Source organism: Streptomyces sp. NPDC048612 (assembly GCF_043199295.1).
Taxonomy (GTDB): Bacteria; Actinomycetota; Actinomycetes; order Streptomycetales; family Streptomycetaceae; genus Streptomyces.
In genome coordinates, this window is record NZ_JBICVV010000013.1 from 10,726 (window position 1) to 33,818 (window position 23,093).

24 protein-coding genes are annotated in these 23,093 nt (G+C 71.3%); 8 read left to right on the forward strand and 16 right to left on the reverse strand.

From position 1 onward, the window contains the following. The first annotated feature begins 272 nt into the window (after nucleotides 1-272). Together ACGFN2_RS20655 and ACGFN2_RS20660 are read left to right on the forward strand one after the other, a co-directional pair. Nucleotides 273-1,544, forward strand: a complete 1,272-nt coding sequence (locus ACGFN2_RS20655) for an ABC transporter ATP-binding protein (protein ID WP_393362451.1) — start codon at nucleotides 273-275, stop codon at nucleotides 1,542-1,544. Nucleotides 1,545-2,041: 497 nt separating this feature from the next. Next, nucleotides 2,042-2,950 carry an ABC transporter permease gene (locus ACGFN2_RS20660; RefSeq protein WP_393362729.1) on the forward strand — a complete coding sequence of 303 codons (909 nt, stop codon included), beginning with the start codon at nucleotides 2,042-2,044 and terminating at the stop codon, nucleotides 2,948-2,950. Between the two features lie 14 nt (nucleotides 2,951-2,964). On the opposite strand, the gene ACGFN2_RS20665 is transcribed toward ACGFN2_RS20660, so the two are convergent. Further along, entirely contained in the window at nucleotides 2,965-3,282 is a 318-nt protein-coding gene (locus tag ACGFN2_RS20665; RefSeq protein WP_362611593.1) for an ATP/GTP-binding protein, read from the reverse strand. 186 nt (nucleotides 3,283-3,468) lie between these two features. On the opposite strand from ACGFN2_RS20665, the gene ACGFN2_RS20670 reads away from it, so the two are divergent. Beyond that, nucleotides 3,469-4,512: an LLM class flavin-dependent oxidoreductase gene (locus tag ACGFN2_RS20670; RefSeq protein ID WP_393362454.1), complete on the forward strand. Its 1,044-nt coding sequence runs from the start codon at nucleotides 3,469-3,471 to the stop codon at nucleotides 4,510-4,512. A gap of 164 nt (nucleotides 4,513-4,676) precedes the next feature. Here the strand turns inward: ACGFN2_RS20670 and ACGFN2_RS20675 are convergent, their stop codons facing one another. Beyond that, complete coding sequence (locus ACGFN2_RS20675) at nucleotides 4,677-5,069, reverse strand: SCO5389 family protein (protein ID WP_030065560.1); 393 nt, start codon at nucleotides 5,067-5,069, stop codon at nucleotides 4,677-4,679. A 249-nt stretch (nucleotides 5,070-5,318) separates the two neighbouring features. On the opposite strand from ACGFN2_RS20675, the gene nucS reads away from it, so the two are divergent. Next, nucleotides 5,319-5,981, forward strand: a complete 663-nt coding sequence (gene nucS, locus ACGFN2_RS20680) for an endonuclease NucS (protein ID WP_362611589.1) — start codon at nucleotides 5,319-5,321, stop codon at nucleotides 5,979-5,981. 93 nt (nucleotides 5,982-6,074) lie between these two features. Here nucS and ACGFN2_RS20685 read toward each other — a convergent pair whose 3' ends face one another. The 4 genes from ACGFN2_RS20685 to ACGFN2_RS20700 form a co-directional block, all read right to left on the reverse strand. Further along, nucleotides 6,075-8,666, reverse strand: a complete 2,592-nt coding sequence (locus ACGFN2_RS20685) for an ATP-binding protein (RefSeq protein WP_393362458.1) — start codon at nucleotides 8,664-8,666, stop codon at nucleotides 6,075-6,077. A 375-nt stretch (nucleotides 8,667-9,041) separates the two neighbouring features. Then, nucleotides 9,042-9,365 (reverse strand): STAS domain-containing protein, encoded by a 324-nt coding sequence (locus ACGFN2_RS20690; RefSeq protein WP_362611584.1) that lies wholly within the window; start codon nucleotides 9,363-9,365, stop codon nucleotides 9,042-9,044. Between the two features lie 147 nt (nucleotides 9,366-9,512). Then, nucleotides 9,513-10,361 carry a 3-hydroxyacyl-CoA dehydrogenase family protein gene (locus ACGFN2_RS20695; RefSeq protein ID WP_362611582.1) on the reverse strand — a complete coding sequence of 283 codons (849 nt, stop codon included), beginning with the start codon at nucleotides 10,359-10,361 and terminating at the stop codon, nucleotides 9,513-9,515. Nucleotides 10,362-10,573: 212 nt separating this feature from the next. After that, entirely contained in the window at nucleotides 10,574-11,215 is a 642-nt protein-coding gene (locus tag ACGFN2_RS20700) for a TetR/AcrR family transcriptional regulator (protein ID WP_393362462.1), read from the reverse strand. An 80-nt stretch (nucleotides 11,216-11,295) separates the two neighbouring features. Between ACGFN2_RS20700 and ACGFN2_RS20705 the strand changes: the two genes are divergently transcribed. The 3 genes from ACGFN2_RS20705 to ACGFN2_RS20715 are packed head-to-tail and all read left to right on the forward strand — an operon-like array spanning nucleotide 11,296 to nucleotide 13,426. After that, nucleotides 11,296-12,078, forward strand: a complete 783-nt coding sequence (locus tag ACGFN2_RS20705) for an ABC transporter ATP-binding protein (protein WP_393362465.1) — start codon at nucleotides 11,296-11,298, stop codon at nucleotides 12,076-12,078. Nucleotides 12,079-12,087: 9 nt separating this feature from the next. Further along, nucleotides 12,088-12,843: an ABC transporter permease gene (locus ACGFN2_RS20710; protein WP_393362468.1), complete on the forward strand. Its 756-nt coding sequence runs from the start codon at nucleotides 12,088-12,090 to the stop codon at nucleotides 12,841-12,843. A gap of 10 nt (nucleotides 12,844-12,853) precedes the next feature. Further along, nucleotides 12,854-13,426, forward strand: a complete 573-nt coding sequence (locus ACGFN2_RS20715; RefSeq protein ID WP_393362471.1) for a cob(I)yrinic acid a,c-diamide adenosyltransferase — start codon at nucleotides 12,854-12,856, stop codon at nucleotides 13,424-13,426. A gap of 13 nt (nucleotides 13,427-13,439) precedes the next feature. Here the strand turns inward: ACGFN2_RS20715 and ACGFN2_RS20720 are convergent, their stop codons facing one another. Then, nucleotides 13,440-14,036, reverse strand: a complete 597-nt coding sequence (locus ACGFN2_RS20720) for a hypothetical protein (RefSeq protein ID WP_393362474.1) — start codon at nucleotides 14,034-14,036, stop codon at nucleotides 13,440-13,442. A 344-nt stretch (nucleotides 14,037-14,380) separates the two neighbouring features. Here ACGFN2_RS20720 and ACGFN2_RS20725 point away from each other — a divergent pair, with 344 nt between their 5' ends. Next, nucleotides 14,381-15,082, forward strand: coding sequence for a response regulator (locus ACGFN2_RS20725; RefSeq protein ID WP_393362477.1), 702 nt, complete (start codon nucleotides 14,381-14,383; stop codon nucleotides 15,080-15,082). A gap of 3 nt (nucleotides 15,083-15,085) precedes the next feature. Here ACGFN2_RS20725 and ACGFN2_RS20730 read toward each other — a convergent pair whose 3' ends face one another. The 9 genes from ACGFN2_RS20730 to atpB form a co-directional block, all read right to left on the reverse strand. Further along, nucleotides 15,086-15,529: a DUF2550 domain-containing protein gene (locus ACGFN2_RS20730; RefSeq protein WP_362611566.1), complete on the reverse strand. Its 444-nt coding sequence runs from the start codon at nucleotides 15,527-15,529 to the stop codon at nucleotides 15,086-15,088. Between the two features lie 148 nt (nucleotides 15,530-15,677). Further along, nucleotides 15,678-16,061, reverse strand: a complete 384-nt coding sequence (locus ACGFN2_RS20735) for a F0F1 ATP synthase subunit epsilon (protein ID WP_018087383.1) — start codon at nucleotides 16,059-16,061, stop codon at nucleotides 15,678-15,680. A 108-nt stretch (nucleotides 16,062-16,169) separates the two neighbouring features. Next, a complete protein-coding gene (gene atpD, locus ACGFN2_RS20740) occupies nucleotides 16,170-17,612 on the reverse strand; it encodes a F0F1 ATP synthase subunit beta (protein WP_362611563.1) in 1,443 nt (480 codons plus the stop codon). After that, nucleotides 17,612-18,535, reverse strand: a complete 924-nt coding sequence (locus tag ACGFN2_RS20745) for a F0F1 ATP synthase subunit gamma (RefSeq protein WP_393362482.1) — start codon at nucleotides 18,533-18,535, stop codon at nucleotides 17,612-17,614. Before ACGFN2_RS20745 ends, atpD begins: the two co-directional genes overlap by 1 nt. 20 nt (nucleotides 18,536-18,555) lie before the next feature. Continuing rightward, entirely contained in the window at nucleotides 18,556-20,148 is a 1,593-nt protein-coding gene (gene atpA / locus ACGFN2_RS20750) for a F0F1 ATP synthase subunit alpha (RefSeq protein WP_362611558.1), read from the reverse strand. A 214-nt stretch (nucleotides 20,149-20,362) separates the two neighbouring features. After that, nucleotides 20,363-21,178, reverse strand: coding sequence for a F0F1 ATP synthase subunit delta (locus ACGFN2_RS20755; protein ID WP_362611555.1), 816 nt, complete (start codon nucleotides 21,176-21,178; stop codon nucleotides 20,363-20,365). Next, nucleotides 21,175-21,741, reverse strand: coding sequence for a F0F1 ATP synthase subunit B (locus ACGFN2_RS20760; RefSeq protein WP_393362485.1), 567 nt, complete (start codon nucleotides 21,739-21,741; stop codon nucleotides 21,175-21,177). The genes ACGFN2_RS20755 and ACGFN2_RS20760 overlap by 4 nt, the downstream gene beginning before the upstream one ends. A 39-nt stretch (nucleotides 21,742-21,780) precedes the next feature. Beyond that, a complete protein-coding gene (gene atpE, locus ACGFN2_RS20765) occupies nucleotides 21,781-22,041 on the reverse strand; it encodes an ATP synthase F0 subunit C (RefSeq protein ID WP_085922929.1) in 261 nt (86 codons plus the stop codon). A 77-nt stretch (nucleotides 22,042-22,118) separates the two neighbouring features. Then, complete coding sequence (atpB, locus tag ACGFN2_RS20770; protein WP_393362732.1) at nucleotides 22,119-22,913, reverse strand: F0F1 ATP synthase subunit A; 795 nt, start codon at nucleotides 22,911-22,913, stop codon at nucleotides 22,119-22,121. Nucleotides 22,914-23,093 lie beyond the last annotated feature (180 nt).

Genomic DNA, 23,093 nt, shown 5'->3' on the forward strand with positions numbered 1-23,093 from the left:
CGGGGGGGGCGGGGGGGCCGCCCGCGGGGGGGGGGGGGGGGGGGGGGGGCCCCCCGGGGGGGGGGGGGGGGGGGGGGGGGCGTGGCCCCCCCCCCCCCCCCCCCCGGGCGCCCCGTCACCTCCCGTGGGTGGAAAAGGTTGAGGTGGGTGGGGTGGTTGGGGTGGCTGTCGTCCGGGGCGATTGACGGGAACCGTCAATATGCGGATAGCCTCCTAACTCTCACGGGGGTACGAGGGCGCCTCTGCCCCGACCATCTTGCGAGGGGCGGAGAATGATCGAGGCAGTCGGCCTGACGAAGCGCTACGGCGCCAAGACGGCCGTGTACAACCTGTCGTTCCAGGTGCGGCCGGGTACGGTGACCGGCTTCCTGGGGCCGAACGGCTCCGGTAAGTCGACGACGATGCGCATGATCCTGGGTCTGGACGCACCGACCTCGGGGCATGCCACCATCGCCGGCCGCCCGTTCCGCAGCCTCCCCAACGCACCCCGCCAGGTCGGCGCGCTGCTCGACGCCAAGGCCGTGCACGGCGGGCGCAGCGCGCGCCAGCATCTGCTCTCGCTCGCCCAGGTGTCCGGCATCCCGGCCCGCCGGGTCGACGAGGTGCTCGGTGTGGTCGGTCTGCAGGAGGTCGCGGGGCGGCGCAGCAAGGGCTTCTCGCTCGGCATGGGCCAGCGGCTCGGTATCGCCGCGGCACTGCTCGGCGACCCGCAGGTGCTGCTCTTCGACGAGCCGGTCAACGGACTCGACCCGGAAGGCATCCTGTGGGTGCGCAACCTGATGAAGCAGCTGGCGAGCGAGGGCCGTACGGTCTTCGTCTCCTCGCACCTGATGAGCGAGATGGCGCTGACCGCCGAGCACTTGATCGTGATCGGCCGTGGACAGCTGCTGGCGGATATGTCCGTGAAGGACTTCATCTCGGCCAACTCCGCCGATTTCGCCCGGGTCCGTACTCCGGACACCGAGCCGGAGCAGCGCGAGAAGCTGACCGCGGCGATCGGTGAGGCGGGCGGGCAGACCGTGCCCGAGCCGGACGGTGCGCTGCGGGTGACCGGGCTGCCGCTCCCCCGCATCAGTGAGCTCGCGCACCAGGCCGACGTCCGGCTGTGGGAGCTGTCGCCGCACCAGGCGTCCCTGGAAGAGGCGTACATGCAGCTGACGCAGGGCGCCGTGGACTACCGCTCGACGGCGGACGCGCGGGCCGGCCTCCAGGAGGCCGCCGCCGGGTACGCACCGCAGGGCGGCGCACCGCAGGGCTTCGCGGGCGGCCCGGGGTACCCGGGCGGTCAGCCGGGTGTTCCCGGTCAGGTGCCGGCCGGGGTTCCCGGCCAGGTGCCGGCCGGGGTTCCCGGTCAGGGGCAGCCGAATCCGTACGCCCAGCAGGCACCGGGCTACCCGCCGCCCGCGCAAGGCCACCCGTACGGGGGACCCGAGCCGTACGGTGCGCCTCACCCGTACGGGCAACAGCCCGCCGCGCCGATGCCGCCCACGGCTCCCGCCGCCCCCGCCGCCCAGCCCACGCCGCACCACGAGGACGCCCGATGACCAGCCCTCAGCAGCCGCAGCCCCAGCCGCAGCCTGAGCCCGGCCCCCACGACACCGGCGCGCAGGAGCAGGCGGCGCCGGCCGCGCCGCCGATGCCGCCCGCCGCGCCGCAGGGCGCACCGCAGCAGCCGCAGGGCACGCCGCCGCAGACGCCGCCCGCCCCGCAGCAGCCCGCCCCTCAGCAGTCGGCACCGGAGCAGCCCGCGCCCGCCAAGGAGGCCGGCACGATGATGCTCCAGGCGCAGACCGCGCCCGGCCAGCAGCAGGCGCCCGGCCGGGAAGCCGGCACGATGATGCTTCAGGCCCAGGGCTCGGGCCCGGCGCCCGGCCCGGGCCAGGCCCCGCAGGGCCAGCCGGCCCAGCCCCCGGTCCAGGGTCAGGCCCCCGCGCAGCCCGCCCCGGCCAGGGAGGCCGGGACGATGATGCTCCAGGCCCAGCAGTACCCCGAGCCGCAGCCGCTCGCGGCGCACGGCCCCGGCAGGGAAGCGGGCACGATGATGCTCCAGGCCCAGGCACCGGCCCATGCCCAGGCACCCGCACCGGCCCAGCCCCAGGTCCAGCAGCACCAGCACCAGCAGCCGCCGGCCCCCCAGCCGCACCCCCACCAGGGCTTCGCCGGGGCGGGCGGCTATGTCTCGGCGATCCCGGTGCGCCGCACCCACCTCGGCCACGCGCTGCTCTCCGAGTGGACGAAGATCCGCTCGCTGCGCTCCACGATCTGGACGCTGGGCGTGATGCTGCTGCTGATCGTCGGCATCGGCCTGCTGGCTGCCCTCGCGGCGGGCTCGGACCGCGAGCTGGACCCGGTGCTCGGCCTCGGCTTCGTCGGCGTCCTGCTCGGCAGCCTGTGCGTGATCACCCTGGGTGTGCTGTCGATCTCGTCCGAGTACGGCACCGGCATGGTCCGTACGACGCTGACCGCCTGCCCCAGCCGGGTGCGGATGCTGACCGCCAAGGCGATCGTCTTCTTCACCCTCGCCCTGGTCATCACCACGGTCGCGACCACCGTGGTCGCCCTGCTCGACAGCGCGATGCTCAACGGCCCCGCGCCGACCGGCGACCAGTGGGTGCGCGCCACCCTCGGCGCCGGCCTGTACGTCGCGCTGCTCGGCCTGCTGGCGCTGTCCGTCGGCACGCTGCTGCGGCACTCGGCGGGCGCCATCAGCACGATGATGGGCGTGGTGCTGCTGCCGATGCTGCTGGCGCTGTTCCTGCAGGGCGAGAGCCTCAAGGACGTCCAGCAGGCGCTGATCGAGTACTCGGTGCCCAGCGCGCTGGCGACGCTGTACGACATCCCGTTCCTGAGCACCGGCCCGACCGGCTGGACCCCCGTGTGGATTCTCGCCGGGGTGACCGCGGTGGCGCTGGGCGGCGCCTACGCCGCCCTCATGCAGCGCGACGTCTGACGCCGCGCCCGCCCTCAGTAGCGGGGAGCATTCCGGGACCGCTGGAGCCGCGCGCTCCGGCGGTCCCGTGCGTTCCAGCAGGCCTTGTGCCAGTGCCGGCGGTCGTCGACGTCGCCGTGCTGCGGCCAGGCGACGACATGCGGCACCCCGGGCGGGATCTCCTGGTCGCAGCCGGGGCAGCGGTAGTGCTTGGCCGCGCCGCCGCCCCCGACCAGCCGGACGACCCACTCCTCGCCGCGCCACTCCTCGGTACGTTCCAGGCCGTAGCGGTCACCGCCCATGCGGTCGACGGGCTTCGCGCCGCCGTACTGGCGGTTTCGACGCGGGGACACAGAGCACCTCGGAGAGTGACGGGATCACGGGCTGTCACCAGCGTACGCGGCGCGGTCACGGGCGAACGCCCCTCGGCAGGATTCTGCGATCATCGGGAAATTTGTCGTCAGGCCGTGCCCTTGGCACGTGTCACACGTTGTTGCCTGTAAGGGGGAGTCGCGTCGGCTGCGAGGAGGCAGAGAGCGATGCGCGTTGGGGCTTTCATCCTGGCCGCTCAATTCCCCGGTCAGGGACAGGGGGAAGCACTGCACCGCGCGGTGCGCTCCGCGGAGGTCGCGGAGGAGGCCGGACTCGACGATGTCTGGCTCGCGGAACACCACTTCGTACCGTACGGCGTCTGCCCGAATGCGGTGACGCTGGCCGCGCTGCTGCTGGGGCGGACCCGCCGGATCGGCGTCGGGACGGCGGTGAGCGTGCTGCCGACCCAGCATCCGGTGGCGCTGGGTGAGCAGGCGGCGCTGCTGCATCTCACCTCCGACGGCCGGTTCACGCTCGGTGTCGGCCGGGGCGGGCCCTGGGTCGACCTGGAGGTCTTCGGCGCCGGGCTCGCCGCGTTCGACCACGGCTTCCCGGAGTCACTCGATCTGCTGATGCGCTGGCTGCGGGAGCCCCGGGTCGGCGCGCAGGGCGAGCGCTATGCGTTCCGGGAGGTGGCGGTGGTGCCCCGGCCGGCCGAGGCACTGACCGATCCGGACGCGTCCGGCCCTCCGGGCCCGCCGGTGGTGGTGGCCTGCACCTCCCCCGCGTCGGTGCGGACGGCCGCGGAGCGCGGTCTTCCGATGCTGCTGGGCATGCACTGCGGCGACGAGGAGAAGGCGGAGATGGTCGCGCTGTGGCGGTCGGCCGCCCTGGAGGCCGGCCGGGACGGCGACGAGGTGGCCGCTGCCGCGCATGTCTCGGCGGGGGTGGCACAGATCGCCGACGTCCAGGAGGCGGCGACGGAGACCCTCACGAAGGCGATGCCCGGCTGGCTGCGGCAGGGGCTGGGCGCGCATGTGACGGTCGACGGCCGCTACCGCGCCATGCGTGATCCGCTGGCCTATACGGAGCTGTTGTGCGGACTGCATCCAGTCGGCACGCCACAGCTGTGCGCCGACCGGCTGGCGGCGACCTCGGAGCGTACGGGCATCACCCGCTTCGCGCTGCTCGTCGAGGGCTCCGGCGATGTCGCGGCGACGGAGGAGAACGTACGCCGCCTGGGCACGGAGGTCCTGCCCCAGCTGGGGTGACGGGTACGGCGGACGGCGGTGCGGCGGCGGCCGGGTGCGGACGGCCGTGCCGGTCGTGTGGTGGCGCCGTACGGGGAAGGAACCGGGGGGACGGTGAGTGGTGCTGCCGCTGGCGCACCGGCACGGTGCGTCTGACCACCTTTGCGCAGCGGCAGCAACGCCGTTCAGCAGTCGCGGAGTTCGGGCGACTGGTTCAGCAGCTGGCCCCGGATCGAGGTGAATTTGGCCAGGCGGTCGTCCACCGCCGGGTCGAGCGGGAAGACCGCGACCCGGTGGCAGTTCTGGAAGGCGAGCCGCACACCGAAGTGGCGCTCCAGGGAACCACGGATGGCGTCACTCGCCAGCGCGCGCAGCAGCTGGCCGCGCGCCTGCTCGTCCGGCGGAGGCGTCTGATTGTCGGCGAACTGTCCGCCGTCCACCTTCAGCTGTGCCACCAGAGAGCTGATCATCTCCCATGCGAAGGGCAGGGAGTTCCGGACGCAGTCGACAAATGCGGCTTCGTCGACCTCGCCTCGCTCGGCCTGTTCGAGGAGGGCCGGTGAGACGTCGAGCGACATGAGGTTCTCCTCTCGCGGCCCCGCCGGGACGGACGGGGCCTAGGGACGGGACAAGGGGCTTTGCGACGGAGCGTGTTCGCCTCACAACCCCCCGCTTCAACGGTATGCCGCGCAAGAGGCCCGCACCAGGAGATTGCACATACAACCGGCCATTGGCGTGCGCCGGGGGTGCGGGGGTTTCCCCCGTAAAGGCACCGTGATCCGGGGCGAATCGCGCAGCGGGCCCCTGGTCGAGTAGCGTGACGCCCCATGCGTCTCGTCATCGCCCGCTGCTCCGTGGACTACGCGGGCCGGCTCACCGCCCACCTTCCCTCCGCCCCTCGCCTCATCCTGGTGAAGGCGGACGGCTCCGTCTCCATTCACGCGGACGACCGGGCCTACAAACCCCTCAACTGGATGTCGCCGCCCTGCACTCTCAAGGAGGGCGACGGTGCGGTGTGGACGGTGGAGAACAAGGGCGGCGAGAAGCTCATCATCACCCTTGAGGAGGTCATGCACGACTCCTCGCACGAGCTGGGTGTCGACCCGGGCCTCATCAAGGACGGTGTGGAGGCCCACCTCCAGGAGCTGCTCGCGGACCGGATCGAAACCCTTGGCGAGGGTTACTCCCTGATTCGGCGTGAATACCCCACTGCCATTGGCCCGGTGGATATCTTGTGCCGGGACGCGGATAACCAGACCGTCGCCGTGGAGATCAAGCGGCGTGGTGAGATCGACGGGGTCGAGCAGCTGACCCGCTATCTCGAACTCCTCAACCGCGACCCGCACTTGGCCCCGGTGAAGGGCATCTTCGCGGCTCAGGAGATCAAGCCGCAGGCGCGGGTACTGGCCACCGACCGCGGCATCGGCTGCGTCGTGCTGGACTACGACGCCCTGCGCGGCATCGAGGACGACAAGCTCCGCCTCTTCTGACCCCGCCCGCCCTCCAGGGGCGGCACAGCGCAACGGCCCGGTCGATCGCCGGGCCGTTGCGCTGTTCTGTGCCGGGGTGCGTCCCGTGGGCCGTCAGGAGGCCGGGGCGCTCTGCGTGCCGGAGGAGGTGGCCGTCCCGTCCGAGGGGGTGCCGCCGGAGGGGGTGGTCCCGGACGTGCCGCTCCCGGAGGTGCCGCTCGCCGAGGGGCCGGAGGCGGACTGCGAGGGGCTCTCGGTGGACGGCTTGCCCGTCGGCTCGGTGGACGTCGAACCGCTGGGCGAGGGGTCGGTCGGCTCCTCCGACGGCGTCCCGGTCGGCTCGTCCGTCGGCGGCTGCGTGGGCCGGGTCGGGCGGCCGGTGGGGGTGGTGGGCCGCTCGGTCGGCTCCGTCGGGCGGGCCGTCGGGTCCGTCGGCCCGGTGGCGGGGCCGCTGGGTGAGCCGCCGGCGGTGGGTTCGCTCGCCGAGGGCGACGGGCTGTCCGGCGGTCCGGCGGTGCCGGGGCGGGACGTGTCGGAGCCGGTGGGCGGCAGGCCGGTGTCCGTGGCGGGCTGTTCGGCCGGCAGGTCGGTGCTGTCGCTGTCGTCCGTGGTCTGTTCCGTACTGACCTTGTCGTCGGGCTGGTGGCTGCCCCCCGTCGCCCCGATGGTGACGAGGGTGCCGAGGACGGCCGCCAGCAGGGCACCGGCGCCCGCGGCCACGGCGTTGCGCCGCGCTCCGCCGAACCTTCGCCGGCTGTCCTTGCCCGCCTCGGAGCCGCCGGCCACCGCGGAGGTGACCGTGGGGGTGGCCGCCGCGGCGCCACGGACGGCCGGCGTCGCCGCGGTCCGCTCGGCGCCCGGCTTCTGCAGCTTCGCGGCCAGGCTGTCGAACGGCGTGGCCGCGGTGGCCTTGGCGGCGCCCTGGCGCGGTGTGGCGGCCGCCTGGGCCGTCGGCAGAGCGGTGGTGGGCGCCGCCGCCGAGTCGGCCCGGGTGCGGTCGGTGACCAGCGCCAGGGCGCGCCGGCCGGCCACCGCACCGTTGCGGTCGGAGAGCGCCCCGCGCAGCCCGATGGACGCCTCCAGTTCGGCGCGCGCCCGGTCGAGGCTGCCGGTGCACAGGGCCAGCACGCCCAGCTCGTGGTGGAAGTACGCCTCCTCGGCGACCTCACCGGCGAGCCGGGCGGCCTCCTGGCCGTGCCGCAGGGTGCGCTCCCAGGCGCTCCAGTGCAGAGCAGCGGCGAAGGCCGGGGCGGCCGTACGGGCGAGGAGCACGGCCGCGCTGGCGTGCCCGCTCTCCCTGCTGCCGGTCAGGGCGCCCATCGCGGCCAGCGCCACATCGGCCTCGGCGGCGGCCCGCTCGGGGGTCACCGAGGGGTGTCCGGCCCACCAGGCGTAGTGCTGGGCGGCGGTGTGCGCACGGGCGGCGGCGCCGTCCGCGTAGCCGGCCGCCGTCAGCTGGTCCCCGACCGTGGCGGCGAGCCGGTAGTGGCCGCCGGCCGGGGTGATCAGACCGCAGGCCAGCAGCTCGCCGAGGGCGGCGTCGGCGTGGGTGTCCTGGGTGAGGGCCGGCAGATGCGCCTGGTGCGGCAGCTCGCCGCCGAGCGCGACCGCGAAGCGCAGGGTCTCCCGGGCGGCCCCGGTCAGCCGTGAGGCGAGCAGCGGGGCGGGCGCGGCGGCCTCGCCGAGGGACGGCAGCGGCACGTCCGCGGGCTCGGCCGGCCCGTCGGACTCGGCGGCCGGGGCGGCGGGCTCCGTCCCGTCCTCGGGGAAGAGGCCGTAGCCGTCGTCGAGGGCGCCCGGTCCGGCCCGCAGCCGGTCGTACTGCCGCAGCAGGGCGGCGGCCTGGACGAACCGCAGCGGCAGGCCCTCGGACTCGAACCAGAGGTCGGCGGCCCAGGCCTCCTCGTCGTCGGTGAGCGGCCGGTCCACGGCGCGCTCCAGCAGCCGGCCGCAGGCGCCGCGGCCGATTCCGCCGAGGAAGACCTCTTCGAGGTGCGAGGCGGCGCTGGGGGCGGCGACGTCGGGGGTCGCGGCGATCAGGAAGGCGCATTCGGGGGTGGCGTCGAGCAGCTCGTCGAGCGCGGCGCCGCCGAACTCCAGGTCGTCCAGGACGACGATGGCGCCGATCTCGGCGACCATGCGCAGCATGTCGGGCCGGTCGGGGCGGTGCTGCGGGGCCCGGTAGACGCTGTCGAACAGCGCGTACAGCAGGTCGGTGGAGGTGCGGTGGTAGCCGGAGAGCCGGACCACGCCGTCGGGGGCGAGGTCGGCGCAGGCGGTGGCGACGGCGTCCAGCAGCCGGGTGCGGCCGGAGCCGGAGGGGCCGGTGACGCGGACGGAACGGCCCCGGGAGAGCAGCCGGACCAGGCGTTCGGTGTCCTCGGTGCGCTCTTCGAGTACGGCCTCGTGCCCGGCGAATCCGGGCGGTCCCGGCGGCAGCGGGGGCGTCGCGGCGCGGTCGGTCGCGGCACGGTCGGCCGCGGCGCGTCTGCCGGGGGCCGCGGGGCGCTCACCGGGCGGGCAGGGCTCTATTTCGCTGCCGTCGACGGGGTTGACGGTGACGAGGTAGCGGCCCGAGACGAGCCGGACGACACGGGCGAGCCGCTGGGAGCCGCTCTGCGTGCCGCCGAACGCGGGGGCCGGCGATGCGGCGGGGCCGCCCTGCTCGCCGTACTCCTCGGGCCCCGGGTGAGTGTTCGGGTCCATGCTGCAAGCTCCCAGATACTTTCGTTCCGCTTCGCCCCCGCCCGGCGTCCTCGGCCCAGGAGGCAGCGCGGCGTGCCGGCTGCGCTTCCGGCCGTCCGCACTCCCCCGGCTCCGGCAGGTCGCCCTCAGCCGTCGCGTCCGGTCCGGTACCCGCCGCGGATGATGGCATACGGGCGGGAACCGAACCATAGACCTGGACTGCGGGCCGATGCACCGCCGGGGGCGGGTCCTGACCGGAACTTCCGGGATTGCGCGATATTGCGCGGTTTACGACATTTCCCGGGTCCGGCTCTGCCTTCTTCGGCGCGCATTGCCTGCGAGCCGGATCGTTCCCCGGGCGTCCGCGAGACCACCGGGCGGCGCACCGCCCGTGTCTCACACCCGGGGAACCGATTCCGCTTCGATACCGCCCTCGATCGCGAGGATGCGGTGCAGCCGTGTGGCGACCAGCAGGCGCTGCATCTGCGGCGGCACTCCGCGCAGCACCAGCCTGCGGTTGACGCGGCCGGCGCGGCGGTGCGCGCCCATGATCACGCCGAGGCCGGTGGCGTCCCAGGAGTCCAGCTCGCTCAGGTCGAGCACGAGATCGCCCCGGCCGGAGTCGACGGCGGTGTGCAGGGCCGTCCGGGCGTCCGCCGCGCTGCGGACGTCAAGGCGGCCCCCGACGACCAGCTCGGCGTGGTCGCCCCTGATGTGCATATGCGCTCCCCGGTGTCATGGGTGGTGATGCCTGGACGTCTACAGATCTGACTGCCTCTCGCGCGGCGAAGTTGCCGCCTGTAAGCGAACCGATACCGAATTCACCCCATGGGGTGAGGTCATCGGGCCAATGGGCCTGACGCGGCATCAGTGCTCGTAGAAGCCCTGCCCACTCTTGCGTCCGATATCGCCCGCATCGACCATCCGACGCATGATCTCCGGCGGCGCGAACTTCTCGTCCTGGGACTCGGTGTAGATGTTGTCGGTGGCGTGCATCAGGATGTCGATGCCCGTCAGGTCGGCGGTGGCCAGCGGTCCCATCGCGTGGCCGAAGCCCAACTTGCAGGCGGTGTCGATGTCCTCGGCGCTGGCCACGCCCGATTCGTAGAGCTTGGCGGCCTCGACGACCAGCGCCGAGATCAGGCGGGTGGTGACGAAGCCGGCCACGTCGCGGTTGACGACGACGCAGGTCTTGCCGACCGACTCGGCGAACTGCCGGGCGGTGGCGAGGGTTTCGTCGCTGGTCTTGTAACCGCGGACCAGCTCGCAGAGCTGCATCATCGGCACCGGCGAGAAGAAGTGCGTACCGACGACCCGCTCGGGGCGGGAGGTGGCCGCGGCGATCTTGGTGATCGGGATGGCGGAGGTGTTCGAGGCCAGCACCGCCTCGTCCTTGACCAGCTTGTCCAGCGTCTGGAAGATCTCCCGCTTGATCTCGATCCGCTCGAAGACGGCCTCGACGACGATGTCGGCGTCGGCGGCGGCCTCCAGGTCGGTCGAGGTGGTGATGCGGGCCAGCGCCTGCTCGGCGTCGGACGCCGCCAGCTTGCCCTTGGCGACGAACTTCTCGTACGAGGCCTCGATGCCGCCCTTCCCCCGGGCCAGCGCCTCGTCCGTCACATCGCGGAGGACCACGTCCCAGCCCGCCTGGGCCGAGACCTGCGCGATGCCGGACCCCATGAGTCCGGCGCCGATGACGGCGAGCTTCTTTGCCACTGCTGTCCCCTCACACCCTGTGCATTTGACGGTCTTGGGTGACGTTAGCGGTCGTGAGCGATCCTTTGGAGGGTTAGAGATGCGCGTCACGCCCGCCCGTGGCCCCGCCGACGCCCCGCAACGAGGCCCTTCGCGCCCCGGGCGTCTTCAGCCCATGACGGACATCACACCAACGGGGCACGCCCGCGGGGAACGAACCGGACAGTCCGCCGTCAGCCGGCCGCCCGTACGGCGTAGTTGAGGACCTTCTCGCCCAGCAGCTCTTCCATCTCGTCGAGCAGGGCCAGAGCTTCCCGGGAGACCTCGACGGACTTGCGGCCCTCGATCATCTCGTGCGCGATCCAGCTCATCAGACTCTCGTGCACCCAGCCGATCTGTCCCGCCATCAGGCCGGGCAGCGGGTCGCCGGCCGCGGCCCCGGTCTCCTCCCGGAGGGTTTCCTCCAGGTTGGCGTGGGTCTCCTGCTGCATGTACCAGAGGCGCGCCTTGAGGGCCGACGCCCCGTGCACCACCCGCATGAACCGGTCGTACCCCTCGACGAGCCCGACCCGCGGCGAGACCGCCTCGACCTCGTCGCGCAGTTCCCGCAGCACGGCGGCGGCCGCGGACTCCCCCACCGCCCGGCCCCGCACGAAGCGGGCGAGGCGGTCCACGATGCCCTTGCTCCGGTCGAAGAAGAGGTCCTCCTTGGCCGGGAAGTAGTTGTAGACGGTGTTGACGGAGACCTCGGCCGCCTCGGCGATCTCCGCGACGGTCACCGCGTCGAAGCCGCGCGCCAGGAAGAGGCCGGTGGCCACGTCCGAGATGTACTGGCGGGTCTGCCGCTTCTTCCGCTCCCTGAGCCCCTCTGCCATGCCCTCACCCTACCCCTCGATGGGCACGGTGCAATTTTGGGGACGTTGCAATTTTTCAGTCCCTCTGTTTTTCTGTCACCATGCCAGTCCTCAGCGCGTCCGGACTCGCCCGGACCTTCACGACCAAGCGCGGCGCCGTCGAGGCGGTCCGCGGTATCGATCTCGTCGCCGGGCGCGGTGAGATCCTCGGCTTCCTCGGCCCCAACGGCGCCGGGAAGACCACCACCCTGCGGATGCTCACGACCCTGCTGGCGCCGACCGGCGGCACCGCGACCGTGGCCGGCTGCGACCTCGTCCGCGACCCGGTGGGCGTACGCCGCGCCACCGGCTACGTCGCCCAGTCCGGCGGCGTCGACCCGCACGTCTCGGTACGGGAGGAGCTGGTCACCCAGGCCCGCCTCTACCGCCTCGGCAAGGCCGAAGCGCTCGCCCGTACCGAGGAGTTGGCCGCCGACCTGGGGCTGGAGTCGCTGCTCGACCGCAAGACCGGCGCGCTCTCCGGCGGCCAGCGGCGGCGGCTGGACCTCGCGATGGGGCTCACCCACCGCCCCCAGGTGCTGTTCCTCGACGAGCCCACCACCGGGCTCGACCCGGGCAGCCGTGCCGACCTGTGGGAGCTGGTGCGCCGCATCCGCGCGGAGCAGGGCACCACCGTCTTCCTGACCACCCACTACCTCGACGAGGCCGATGCCCTGGCCGACCGGCTGGTGATCGTCGACAAGGGCGTGGTCGTCGCGGAGGGCACCCCGGAGGCCCTCAAGCGCGCCCACGCCGGGTCCCCCGACGCCTCCCTCCAGGACACCTTCCTCGCCATCACCGGCACCGGCCCCGTATCCCGGGACCAGGCCCCCGTCGCCCTCTAGGAGCTCCCCTTGTCCGCGCTGCTCTCCGACACCGCGCTGGTCTTCGGGCGGTACGCCCGCCAGACGCTGCGCTCCCGGCTCCAGATGCTCTTCGGCGTGCTGATGCCGCTGCTCTACCTGCTCTTCTTCGGCCCGCTGCTGACCGGTCTGCCGCTGTCCTCGTCCGGCAGCTCCTGGCAGGTACTCGTGCCCGGCCTGCTGCTCCAACTCGCCCTGTTCGGGGCCTCGTTCTGCGGCTTCGGCCTCATCGTCGAGAAGCAGTACGGGGTCGTCGAGCGCATGCGGGTGACCCCGGTGAGCCGGCTGGCGCTGCTGCTGGGGCGGGTGCTGCGGGACGCCGCGCTGTTCGTCTTCCAGGCGGTGCTGCTGGTGCTGGCCGCGCTGGTGATGGGGCTGCGCGCGCCCCTGCCCGGCGTGCTCATCGGCTTCGCGTTCACCGCCGTGCTGACCGTGTCACTGGCCTCGCTGTCGTACGCGCTGGCGCTGAGGGTCCGCACCCCGCAGGAGTTCGGGCCGGTCATCAACTCCGTCACGCTGCCCTCGATGCTGCTGTCCGGGCTGATGCTGCCGATGGCGCTGGGGCCCAAGTGGCTCGATGTGCTCTCGCACTTCATGCCGTTCCGCTATCTCGTGGACGCGGTGCGGGCGGGCTTCGTCGGCGCCTACGCGTCCTCGGCCATGCTCCACGGCGTGCTGGTGGCGGCCGCCTTCGCCGCGCTCTCCGTGACCTTCGGCACCCAGGCCTTCCGCAGGTCGGCGGCGTAGGCTCGCCCGTATGGTGAATCTGACGCGCATCTACACCCGCACCGGCGACAAGGGCACCACCGCCCTCGGCGATATGAGCCGCACCGCCAAGACCGATTCGCGGATCGCGGCCTACGCGGACGCCAATGAGGCCAATGCCGCGATCGGCGTGGCCCTGGCGCTCGGCTCCCTGCCCGAGGACGTCGCCGCGGTGCTGCTGCGGGTGCAGAACGACCTGTTCGACGTCGGCGCCGACCTGTCGACACCGGTCGTGGAGAACCCGGAGTTCCCGCCGCTGCGCGTCGAGCAGGGGTACATCGACAAGCTGGAGGCGGACTGCGACCGCTTCCTGGCGGAGCTGGAGAAGCTGCGCAGCTTCATCCTGCCCGGCGGTACGGCCGGCGCCGCGCTGCTGCACCAGGCGTGCACGGTCGTCCGCCGCGCCGAGCGCGCCACCTGGGCGGCCTTCGAGGAGCATGGCGAGACCATGAACCCGCTCACCGCCACCTACCTCAACCGCCTCTCCGACCTCCTGTTCATCCTCGCCCGTACGGCCAACAAGGAGGTCGGGGACGTGCTGTGGGTACCGGGCGGGGAGCGCTGACCGGGGACACGCCCTAGCCGAAGGTCTTCTCCGTCGGCCGGACCGCTTCCCCGTCGGCGGCGGTCCGGCCCGGGCCCTCCTTGTCCTTCTTCCGCCAGACCAGGTAGCTCAGCGCGATCAGTCCGTGGAGGCCGACGATCCGCACGGCGGTCAGCTGCCACTCGTGCAGCGACCGGGTGTCGCCGTCGTCACCGACGTACCAGACCGCGAGCTGCAGCAGTCCCGCGGCGACCGCGGCCATCACCACCGTGCGCACCCACAGCTTCCCCTCGTGCCGGGCGCGGGCCAGCCCGTGACGCGGCGGCTTGACCGGCGGCGGCCCGCCCCCGAGACGGTGCGCGGCATGCCCGTCGACCCACCTGATCGTGTAGTGGCCGTAGCCAACCGTGAAGCCGATGTAGACGGCGGCCAGGCCGTGTTTCCAGTCCGCCGGCGCCCCGTTCTTCAGGTCGATCGCCGTGACGATCAGCAGGATCAGCTCCAGCAGCGGCTCCATCAGCAGCACCGCCGCTCCGGCGCGCGGCATCCGCGCCAGGTAACGCAGCGCCAGACCGACCGCCAGCAGTACCCAGAAGCCGACTTCGCAGGCCACGATCAACGCGACGAGCACCGCTCTCCCCTTTCAGACACCCTCGAACGGACCTCTTCAGCCTTCCAGCGGCCCCCGGCCGGTACCTCGTCACCCATGACGATCCGGGACTGCATCTTTCGATGTAGCGCGCGCTCTGAGGGGAGGACCCGTACGGGGAGGCGGCGGGCCCCGGCGCCGTGTTGGATGGTGGGATGACCGCCGGCCCCCTCGACCCGCCGCGGTCCGCCGACGGCGTGGCAAGGTCTGGCCGAAAGACGCCGTCCGCGCGGGCCCTCGCGGGACCCGGGGATGTCCGGAGGGGGCACGGAGCCCGCCGCGATCCGCACGGTGGCGTGACCCGCCACCGGGGAGGAAGCAGGACCATGACAGCCGACGCCGCTCAGCCGATCCGGGTTCTCGTCGCCGAGGACCAGTCCTCCGTACGGGCCGGTCTGGTCCTCATCCTGCGCTCCGCCCCGGACATCGAGGTCGTCGGCGAGGCGGAGGACGGTGCGGAGGCGGTCCGGCTCGCCCGCGAGCTGCGCCCCGCCCTCGTCCTCATGGACATCCAGATGCCCCGCCTCGACGGGGTCTCCGCCACCCGCCAGCTGGTCTCCGAACGGCTGGCGGACGTGCTGGTGCTGACCACCTTCGACCTGGACGAGTACGTCTTCGGGGCGCTGCGGGCCGGGGCCGCCGGCTTTCTGCTCAAGGACAGCGACGCGGCCGACCTGCTCACCGCGGTGCGCACGGTGGCGTCCGGTGAGGGGCTGATCGCACCGGCGGTGACCCGGCGGCTGATCGCGGAGTTCGCCGGCCCGCGGACGGCGGAGCGCCCGGGGCGGGACGGCCCCGGGCCGGACCGGACGGTCCTGGACCCGCTGACCCCGCGCGAGCGGGAGGTGCTGGGATGTCTGGGGCGGGGGCTGTCGAACGCCGACATCGCGCTACGGCTGTCGATGGCGGAGGCCACCGTGAAGACCCATGTCAGCCGGCTGCTGGCCAAGCTGGATCTGCGCAGCCGGGTACAGGCGGCCGTACTGGCACAGGAGTTGGGCGTGGACGGTCCCGCGGACAGGCCCTAGTTTTCAGGCCACGTTGACGCGCTGGCCGGGCGGTGCCGCCTCCAGCCAGGCGAGGAAGCCGGTCAGCGCGTCCTCGCTCATCGCCAGCTCCAGGCGGGTGCCACGGTGCCGGCAGGCCAGTACGAGGGAGTCGGAGAGCAGTGCCAGCTCCTCCTCCCCCTGGGGAGTGCGGCGCTCCAGGACCTCGATGGCGGAGCGCTCCAGGATGTGTCGGGGCCGGGGCCCGTACGAGAACACCCGGAACCACTCGATCCGGTCTCCGTTGTAGCGGGACACGCCGTAGATCCAGCCCTTGCCGCCGGCCTCGCTCTCCGCGACGTTCCAGCGCAGGCTGCAGTCGAAGGTGCCGCCGGACCGCTGGATAAGCCGCCGCCGCAGCCCGAAGACGAACAACCCCAGCAGCACCAGCAGCACGACGATGCCGCTCACAAGCAGAGCGAGGAACATCTCGACCGACCTCCTCGCCTCGATGGGGGTCCCCCCGCGCCGGTCGAGCGCGAGGGACGGAAACGCACCTGCATTGCCTCAGCCGCGGGCCGCTCCGGACACGTCCGGGCAGCCCGCGGCTGAGGTTCGATCTCGCCGGTGGCGGGGCTCAGTGAACGCCCGTCACCGCACGCAGCCGGACATCGGCGCGACGCTCGGCGGCCGCGTCAGCGTCCGACTTCGCTCGCTCCAGGGCCCGCTCCGCGCGCTGGACATCGATCTCGTCCGACAGCTCGGCGATCTCCGCGAGCAGAGACAGCTTGTTGTCGGCGAAGGAGATGAAGCCGCCGTGCACCGCGGCGACGACGGTGCCGTCCCCGCTCTCGCCGGTCGTACGAATCGTCACCGGGCCCGACTGCAGCACGCCGAGCAGCGGCTGGTGTCCGGGCATGACGCCGATGTCGCCCGACGAGGTGCGCGCGACGACCAGGCTGGCCTCGCCGGACCAGACCTGACGGTCCGCGGCGACCAACTCGACGTGCAGCTCAGCCACGATGGCTCCTCGGGTCTCCACCTGCCTGGCTCGGCAGATGTTGGGTCAAATACTAGTGGTCGTACGGGCCGGGGGCGGCCAGGGCCGCCCCCGGGACCGGTGCCGGGGTCAGGAGACGCCCAGCTCCTTGGCATTGGCCTTCAGGTCCTCGATGCCACCGCACATGAAGAACGCCTGCTCGGGGAAGTGGTCGTAGTCGCCGTCCGCGATCGCGTTGAACGCGGTGATCGACTCGTCGAGCGAGACGTCCGAGCCGTCGACACCGGTGAACTGCTTCGCCACGTGGGTGTTCTGCGACAGGAACCGCTCGATACGACGGGCGCGGTGGACGGTGAGCTTGTCCTCCTCGCCGAGCTCGTCGATACCCAGAATCGCGATGATGTCCTGGAGGTCCTTGTACTTCTGCAGGATCGTCTTGACGCGCGAGGCGCAGTCGTAGTGCTCCTGCGTGATGTAGCGGGGGTCCAGGATGCGGGACGTCGAGTCCAGCGGGTCGACCGCCGGGTAGATGCCCTTCTCCGAGATCGGGCGCGACAGAACGGTGGTCGCGTCCAGGTGGGCGAAGGTGGTGGCCGGCGCCGGGTCGGTCAGGTCGTCCGCGGGGACGTAGATCGCCTGCATCGAGGTGATCGAGTGACCACGGGTCGAGGTGATGCGCTCCTGGAGGAGACCCATCTCGTCGGCCAGGTTCGGCTGGTAACCCACCGCGGAGGGCATACGGCCGAGCAGGGTCGACACCTCGGAACCCGCCTGGGTGTACCGGAAGATGTTGTCGATGAAGAAGAGCACGTCCTGCTTCTGCACATCGCGGAAGTACTCCGCCATGGTCAGACCGGCCAGGGCGACGCGGAGACGGGTGCCCGGGGGCTCGTCCATCTGACCGAAGACCAGCGCGGTCTTGTCGATGACGCCCGAGTCCGTCATTTCCTCGATGAGGTCATTGCCCTCACGGGTGCGCTCACCGACACCGGCGAACACCGACACACCGTCGTGGTTGTTGGCCACGCGGTAGATCATTTCCTGGATCAGAACGGTCTTGCCGACACCGGCACCACCGAACAGACCGATCTTGCCGCCCTTGACGTACGGGGTCAGCAGGTCGATGACCTTGACGCCGGTCTCGAACATCTCGGTCTTGGACTCGAGCTGGTCGAAGGTCGGGGCCTTGCGGTGGATGGGCCAGCGCTCGGTGACCTCGACCGTGGACGGGTCCACGTTCAGGATCTCGCCGAGGGTGTTGAACACCTTGCCCTTGGTGACGTCGCCGACCGGGACGGTGATCCCGGCGCCGGTGTCGGTCACCGCGGCCTGGCGGACCAGACCGTCGGTGGGCTGCATCGAGATCGCACGGACCAGGCCCTCGCCCAGGTGCTGGGCGACTTCGAGGGTCAGGATCTTCTTCGCCCCGGCCTGGGCCGGGTCGGAGACCTCGACGGTCAGCGCGTTGTAGATCTCCGGCATCGCGTCGACGGGGAACTCCACGTCGACGACCGGGCCGATGACCCGGGCGACGCGGCCCGTGGCGGCGGCCGTCTCAACAGTGGTCGTCATTACTTGTCACTCCCCGCGGTCGCGTCGGCCAGGGCGCTGGCGCCACCGACGATCTCGCTGATTTCCTGGGTGATTTCGGCCTGTCGGGCCGCGTTGGCAAGCCGCGAGAGCGACTTGATGAGCTCTTCTGCGTTGTCGGTCGCCGACTTCATCGCACGACGCGTGGCGGCGTGCTTGGAGGCGGCGGCCTGCAGGAGTGCGTTGTAGATCCGCGACTCGACGTACCGCGGAAGCAGGGCGTCGAGGACGTCCTCGGCCGACGGCTCGAAGTCGAACAGCGGAAGGATCTCGCCCTTGGCCGTCTCCTCCGACTCCGCCACCGTCTTGTCGAGGCTGAGCGGCAGCAGCCGGTCGTCGATCGCGGTCTGCGTCATCATCGAGACGAACTCGGTGGTGACGATGTGGAGTTCGTCCACCCCGCCCTCGGCGGTGTCCTGCTGGACAGCGTCGATCAGCGGTGCGGCGATCGCCTTGGCGTCCGCGTACGTCGGGTTGTCGGTGAAACCGGTCCACGACTCCACGACCTTGCGCTCGCGGAAGCCGTAGTACGACACACCCTTGCGCCCGACGATGTAGGCGTCGACCTCCTTGCCCTCGGCCTTGAGCCGCTCGGTGAGCAGCTCGCCGGCCTTGAGCACGTTGGAGGAGTAGCCGCCGGCCAGACCGCGGTCGCTCGTGATGAGCAGCACCGCGGCCCGCGAGGGCTGCTCCGCCTCCGTCGTCAGCGGGTGCTGGGTGTTCGAGCCCGTGGCAACCGCTGTCACCGCGCGGGTCAGTTCACTCGCGTACGGCGTCGACGCCGCCACCTGGCGCTGCGCCTTGACGACGCGCGAGGCGGCGATCATCTCCATCGCCTTGGTGATCTTCTTGGTCGCGGTGACGGAGCGGATGCGACGCTTGTAGACCCGGAGCTTGGCTCCCATGGATCAGGTCCCTTCCGTCGTCACTTGCTGGTGCCGGCCGGGGCGTCCTCGCCGAGCAGCTTGCCGTCCGAGGTCTCGAACTGCCGCTTGAAGCCGTCGACGGCCTCGGAGATCGCGCCGATGGTGTCGTCGGACATCTTGCCGCCCTCGACGATGCTGGTCAGCAGGTCCTTCTTCTCCCGGTGGAGGTGGTCGAGGAGCTCCCGCTCGAAGCGGCGGATGTCCTCGACCGGCACGTCGTCCATCTTGCCGTTGGTGCCGGCCCAGACGGAGATGACCTGGTCCTCGGTGGGGTACGGGGCGTACTGACCCTGCTTGAGCAGCTCGGTCATGCGCTTACCGCGCTCCAGCTGCTGCTTGGAGGCCGCGTCCAGGTCGGAACCGAAGGCGGCGAACGCCTCCAGCTCGCGGTACTGGGCGAGGTCCACACGGAGGCGGCCGGAGACCTGCTTCATGGCCTTGTGCTGGGCGGAGCCACCGACACGGGAGACCGAGATACCGACGTTCAGCGCCGGGCGCTGGCCCGCGTTGAACAGGTCCGACTCCAGGAAGCACTGGCCGTCGGTGATGGAGATGACGTTGGTCGGAATGAACGCCGACACGTCGTTCGCCTTGGTCTCGACGATCGGCAGACCGGTCATCGAGCCGGCGCCCATCTCGTCGGAGAGCTTGGCGCAGCGCTCCAGCAGACGCGAGTGCAGGTAGAAGACGTCGCCCGGGTAGGCCTCACGGCCCGGCGGACGGCGCAGCAGCAGGGACACGGCGCGGTAGGCGTCGGCCTGCTTCGAGAGGTCGTCGAAGATGATCAGGACGTGCTTGCCCTCGTACATCCAGTGCTGGCCGATGGCCGAGCCGGTGTAGGGCGCCAGGTACTTGAAGCCCGCCGGGTCGGACGCCGGGGCGGCGACGATGGTGGTGTACTCCAGGGCACCGGCCTCCTCCAGCGCGCCGCGCACGGACGCGATGGTGGAGCCCTTCTGGCCGACGGCGACGTAGATGCAGCGGACCTGCTTCTTCGGGTCGCCCGAGCGCCAGTTGTCGCGCTGGTTGATGATCGTGTCGACGGCCAGGGCGGTCTTGCCGGTCTGGCGGTCACCGATGATCAGCTGACGCTGGCCACGGCCGATCGGCACCATGGAGTCGACGGCCTTGTAGCCGGTCTCCATGGGCTCGTGGACCGACTTACGGACCATGACGCCCGGAGCCTGCAGCTCCAGGGCGCGGCGGCCCTCGGACTCGATCTCGCCGAGGCCGTCGATCGGGTTGCCCAGCGGGTCGACGACGCGGCCGAGGTAGCCCTCGCCCACGGCGACCGAGAGCACCTCACCGGTGCGCTGCACCGGCTGGCCCTCCTCGATGCCGCTGAACTCACCGAGGACCACCGCACCGATCTCGCGCTCTTCCAGGTTCAGCGCAAGACCGAGCGTGCCGTCCTCGAACTTCAGCAGCTCGTTCGCCATCGCCGAGGGAAGGCCCTCGACCTTCGCGATGCCGTCTCCGGCCTCGCTTACCGTGCCGACCTCCTCGCGCGAGGCCGCGTCCGGCTTGTACGCCTGGACGAAGTTCTCCAGCGCGTCCCGGATCTCCTCCGGCCGGATCGTGAGCTCCGCCATCTGGGTTCCCTGCTCTCCTTGTTGGGCCCGAAGTTACTTGCGGGTGTCCGGGGGGCTGTCCCCCGGGGGGTTTCCGCTTACGGCCCAACTCGGGCCGCCGTCATGCTTGTGCTGGTCCCCGGGGCTTCCTCCGGACCGCAGCCGGACCTCGTGGTCCGGCCGGCTGGTCCGGCGTGGCCGCCGGTTGTGCAGCTCTTGAGTTGGTGTGGCTGGGTCAGCCGGCCATCCGCCGGTCCGCCTCTTCGAGGCGTGCCGCGATGGTCCCGTTGATGACCTCGTCGCCGATCCGGACCCGGACTCCGCCGAGGACCTCGGGGTCCACGTCGAGGTTCAGGTGGACCTGCCGTCCGTACAGCTGCGCCAGGGAAGCGCCCAGGCGCTGCCGCTGCCCTTCACTGAGGGGCACCGCGGAGGTGACGACCGCGACCATCCGGTCCCGGCGGCTCGCCGCCAGCTTGGAGAGGGCGTCGAGCCCCGCTTCCAGGCTACGGCCCCGCGGCTGTACGACAAGACGGATCACGATGCGCTCGGTGACCGGGTTGGCCCGGCCGCCCAGCAGCGCACGCAGCAGCTCCGTCTTGGCCGCGACCGTCGCGTTCCGGTCGGTCAGCGCGCCGCGCAGCTCGCCGTTGGAGCCGACGATCCGGCCGAACCGGAAGAGCTCGTCCTCGACGTCGTCGAGCTGGCCGGCCCGCTGTGCGGCGACCAGGTCGGCGCTGTAGGCCAGCTCCTCGAGCGCGTCCGTCAGGTCACGCGAACCCGACCAGCGGGCCCGGACCATGCCGGACACCAGGTCGGCGGCCGGGCCGCCCACCTTGCTGCCCAGCAGGCGTCCGACCAGTTCGGCGCGCGCCTCGGCGGCCTGCGCCGGGTCGGTCAGGACCCGACGCAGCGACACCTCGCGGTCGAGCAGAGCGGTGACGGCAGCCAGCTCCTCGGCGAGCTTCGCGGCGTCGACGGAGGTGTCGTCCGTCAGCGCGTTGAACTGCTCGCGTGCGGAGGCGAGTGCCTCGCGGCTCGCTCCGTTCATCGTCCGGCCTCAGCCTTCGTCGCGTCCGACGCCGCCTTGGCCTCGACGTCGTCGAGGAAGCGGTCGATGGTCCGGCTCTGCCGGGCGTGGTCCTCGAGGGACTCCCCGACGAGCTTGCCGGCCAGGTCGACGGCGAGCTTGCCCACGTCCTGGCGCAGCGACTGCGCGGCCTGCTTCCGGTCCGCCTCGATCTGGGCGTGACCGGCAGCGATGATCTCCTCACGCTGCCGCTGGCCCTCGGCGCGCATCTCAGCGATGAGCGTCGCGCCCTGCTCCTGCGCCTCCTGGCGCAGACGCGCGGCCTCGTGGCGGGCGTCGGCCAGCTGTGCCCGGTAGTCCGCGAGCACCTGCTGGGCCTCGGCCTGAGTCGCCTCGGCGTCGTCCATCCGGCCTTCGATGAGCTTCCTGCGCTCGTCCAGAACCTTGTTGATGTTCGGGAGGAGCTTCTTGGCCAGAATGCCGAAGACGATGAAGAAAGCGATCAGGCCGATGACCAGCTCTGGAATCGGCGGGACCAGGGGGTTCTCGGGAACCTCCGCCGCCATGTTCACCAGGGCGTTCACATCAGTGCCTTCCGTCTGAATGGGTAGTCGAAGGTTCGTTTACTGGTAAACGAAGCCCATGACGATGCCGATCAGGGCGAGCGCCTCACAGAAGGCGAAACCCATGATCTGGTTGGTGCGGATCAGGCCGGCAGCCTCGGGCTGACGGGCCAGGGCCTGGGTGCCGTTACCGAAGATGATGCCGACGCCGACGCCGGGGCCGATCGCGGCGAGGCCGTAACCGATGGAGGCGACGTTGCCGACGACGTTGGTCTTGGCGGAGCCGGCGGCGAGGTTGACCATTTCGAGAGCAGCGGACATGCCGTTACTTCCTTCTCATTTCACGGACCGATGGGGGTTGGCCACCGGACAGCTGTTGGGCTGGGAGGCGAGGGTGCTCAGTGGTGCTCGGCGAGCGCGCCCTGGACGTAGTTGCAGGCCAGGAGGACGAAGACATACGCCTGGACGGCCTGGATGAAGAGCTCGAAGGCAGTCATCACGATGGTCATCACGAAGGATGCGCTCGCGTAGACGATGCCGATGCCGTTCAGCAGGTACCAGCTGGCAAGGGTGAACAGCAGGATCAGCAGGTGACCCGCGAACATGTTCGCGAAGAGCCGGACCGCGTGCGTGAACGGGCGGATGATCAGGTGCTGGAGCAGCTCGAGCACCATGATCAGCGGCAGCACCCAGCCGAGCGACTTGTCGTAACCCGTGATGTTCTTCAGGCCGCCGACGAAGCCCTGCTTCTTGAACGTCAGGGTCAGCCAGAGGACGTAGACCACCAGGGCCAGGCCCATCGGGAAGGCGATGACCGACGTCACCGGGAACGCCATGACCGGGATGATGGACCAGATGTTCATGATCCACACGAAGAAGAACAGCGAGACCATGAAGGGGACGTACTTTTCGCCCTCCTTCTTCCCCAGCGCGTCATAGACGAGCCCGCGGCGCACGAAGTCGTAGCCCGCCTCGCCGATCATCTGCAGCTTGCCCGGGACCACCTTCGCCCGGCCGAATGCGGCCCAGAAGAACCACACCACGACGATCGTGCTGAGGAACGCCAGCAGCATCGGCTTGTTGAACTCGTAGCCGCCGACGGTGAACAGGGGCTTGAAGACGAACGAATGAAGGCCCGGGGCATCGAAGCCACAGCCGGAAAAGATGTGGCAGTCGGTCTCGAAGGCGAGCATCGTTTCAGCACTCACCGCGAGCTCCTTCAGCGTGGCGCATGGGTACGGCAACCTCGTTGTGTCGGCGCGGCGTTGAGCCACGGAGCGGCACTGGACTGGTCTTACGGATTTGGGGGCGGCGGGCGGGCGCTGGGCCCTGCCACATCACAGGCATCGGCCGCGAGAACCGCCCGTTCCATC

Coding starts and splice junctions, on each gene's coding strand:
- ACGFN2_RS20655 (WP_393362451.1), top strand. CDS start 273: ATGATCGAGGCAGTCGGCCTGACGAAGCGCTACGGCGCCAAGACGGCC.
- ACGFN2_RS20660 (WP_393362729.1), top strand. CDS start 2,042: ATGCTCCAGGCCCAGGCACCGGCCCATGCCCAGGCACCCGCACCGGCC.
- ACGFN2_RS20670 (WP_393362454.1), top strand. CDS start 3,469: ATGCGCGTTGGGGCTTTCATCCTGGCCGCTCAATTCCCCGGTCAGGGA.
- ACGFN2_RS20675 (WP_030065560.1), bottom strand. CDS start 5,069: ATGTCGCTCGACGTCTCACCGGCCCTCCTCGAACAGGCCGAGCGAGGC.
- nucS (WP_362611589.1), top strand. CDS start 5,319: ATGCGTCTCGTCATCGCCCGCTGCTCCGTGGACTACGCGGGCCGGCTC.
- ACGFN2_RS20685 (WP_393362458.1), bottom strand. CDS start 8,666: ATGGACCCGAACACTCACCCGGGGCCCGAGGAGTACGGCGAGCAGGGC.
- ACGFN2_RS20690 (WP_362611584.1), bottom strand. CDS start 9,365: ATGCACATCAGGGGCGACCACGCCGAGCTGGTCGTCGGGGGCCGCCTT.
- ACGFN2_RS20700 (WP_393362462.1), bottom strand. CDS start 11,215: ATGGCAGAGGGGCTCAGGGAGCGGAAGAAGCGGCAGACCCGCCAGTAC.
- ACGFN2_RS20705 (WP_393362465.1), top strand. CDS start 11,296: ATGCCAGTCCTCAGCGCGTCCGGACTCGCCCGGACCTTCACGACCAAG.
- ACGFN2_RS20715 (WP_393362471.1), top strand. CDS start 12,854: ATGGTGAATCTGACGCGCATCTACACCCGCACCGGCGACAAGGGCACC.
- ACGFN2_RS20725 (WP_393362477.1), top strand. CDS start 14,381: ATGACAGCCGACGCCGCTCAGCCGATCCGGGTTCTCGTCGCCGAGGAC.
- ACGFN2_RS20730 (WP_362611566.1), bottom strand. CDS start 15,529: ATGTTCCTCGCTCTGCTTGTGAGCGGCATCGTCGTGCTGCTGGTGCTG.
- atpD (WP_362611563.1), bottom strand. CDS start 17,612: ATGACGACCACTGTTGAGACGGCCGCCGCCACGGGCCGCGTCGCCCGG.
- ACGFN2_RS20745 (WP_393362482.1), bottom strand. CDS start 18,535: ATGGGAGCCAAGCTCCGGGTCTACAAGCGTCGCATCCGCTCCGTCACC.
- atpA (WP_362611558.1), bottom strand. CDS start 20,148: ATGGCGGAGCTCACGATCCGGCCGGAGGAGATCCGGGACGCGCTGGAG.
- ACGFN2_RS20755 (WP_362611555.1), bottom strand. CDS start 21,178: ATGAACGGAGCGAGCCGCGAGGCACTCGCCTCCGCACGCGAGCAGTTC.
- atpE (WP_085922929.1), bottom strand. CDS start 22,041: ATGTCCGCTGCTCTCGAAATGGTCAACCTCGCCGCCGGCTCCGCCAAG.
- atpB (WP_393362732.1), bottom strand. CDS start 22,913: ATGCTCGCCTTCGAGACCGACTGCCACATCTTTTCCGGCTGTGGCTTC.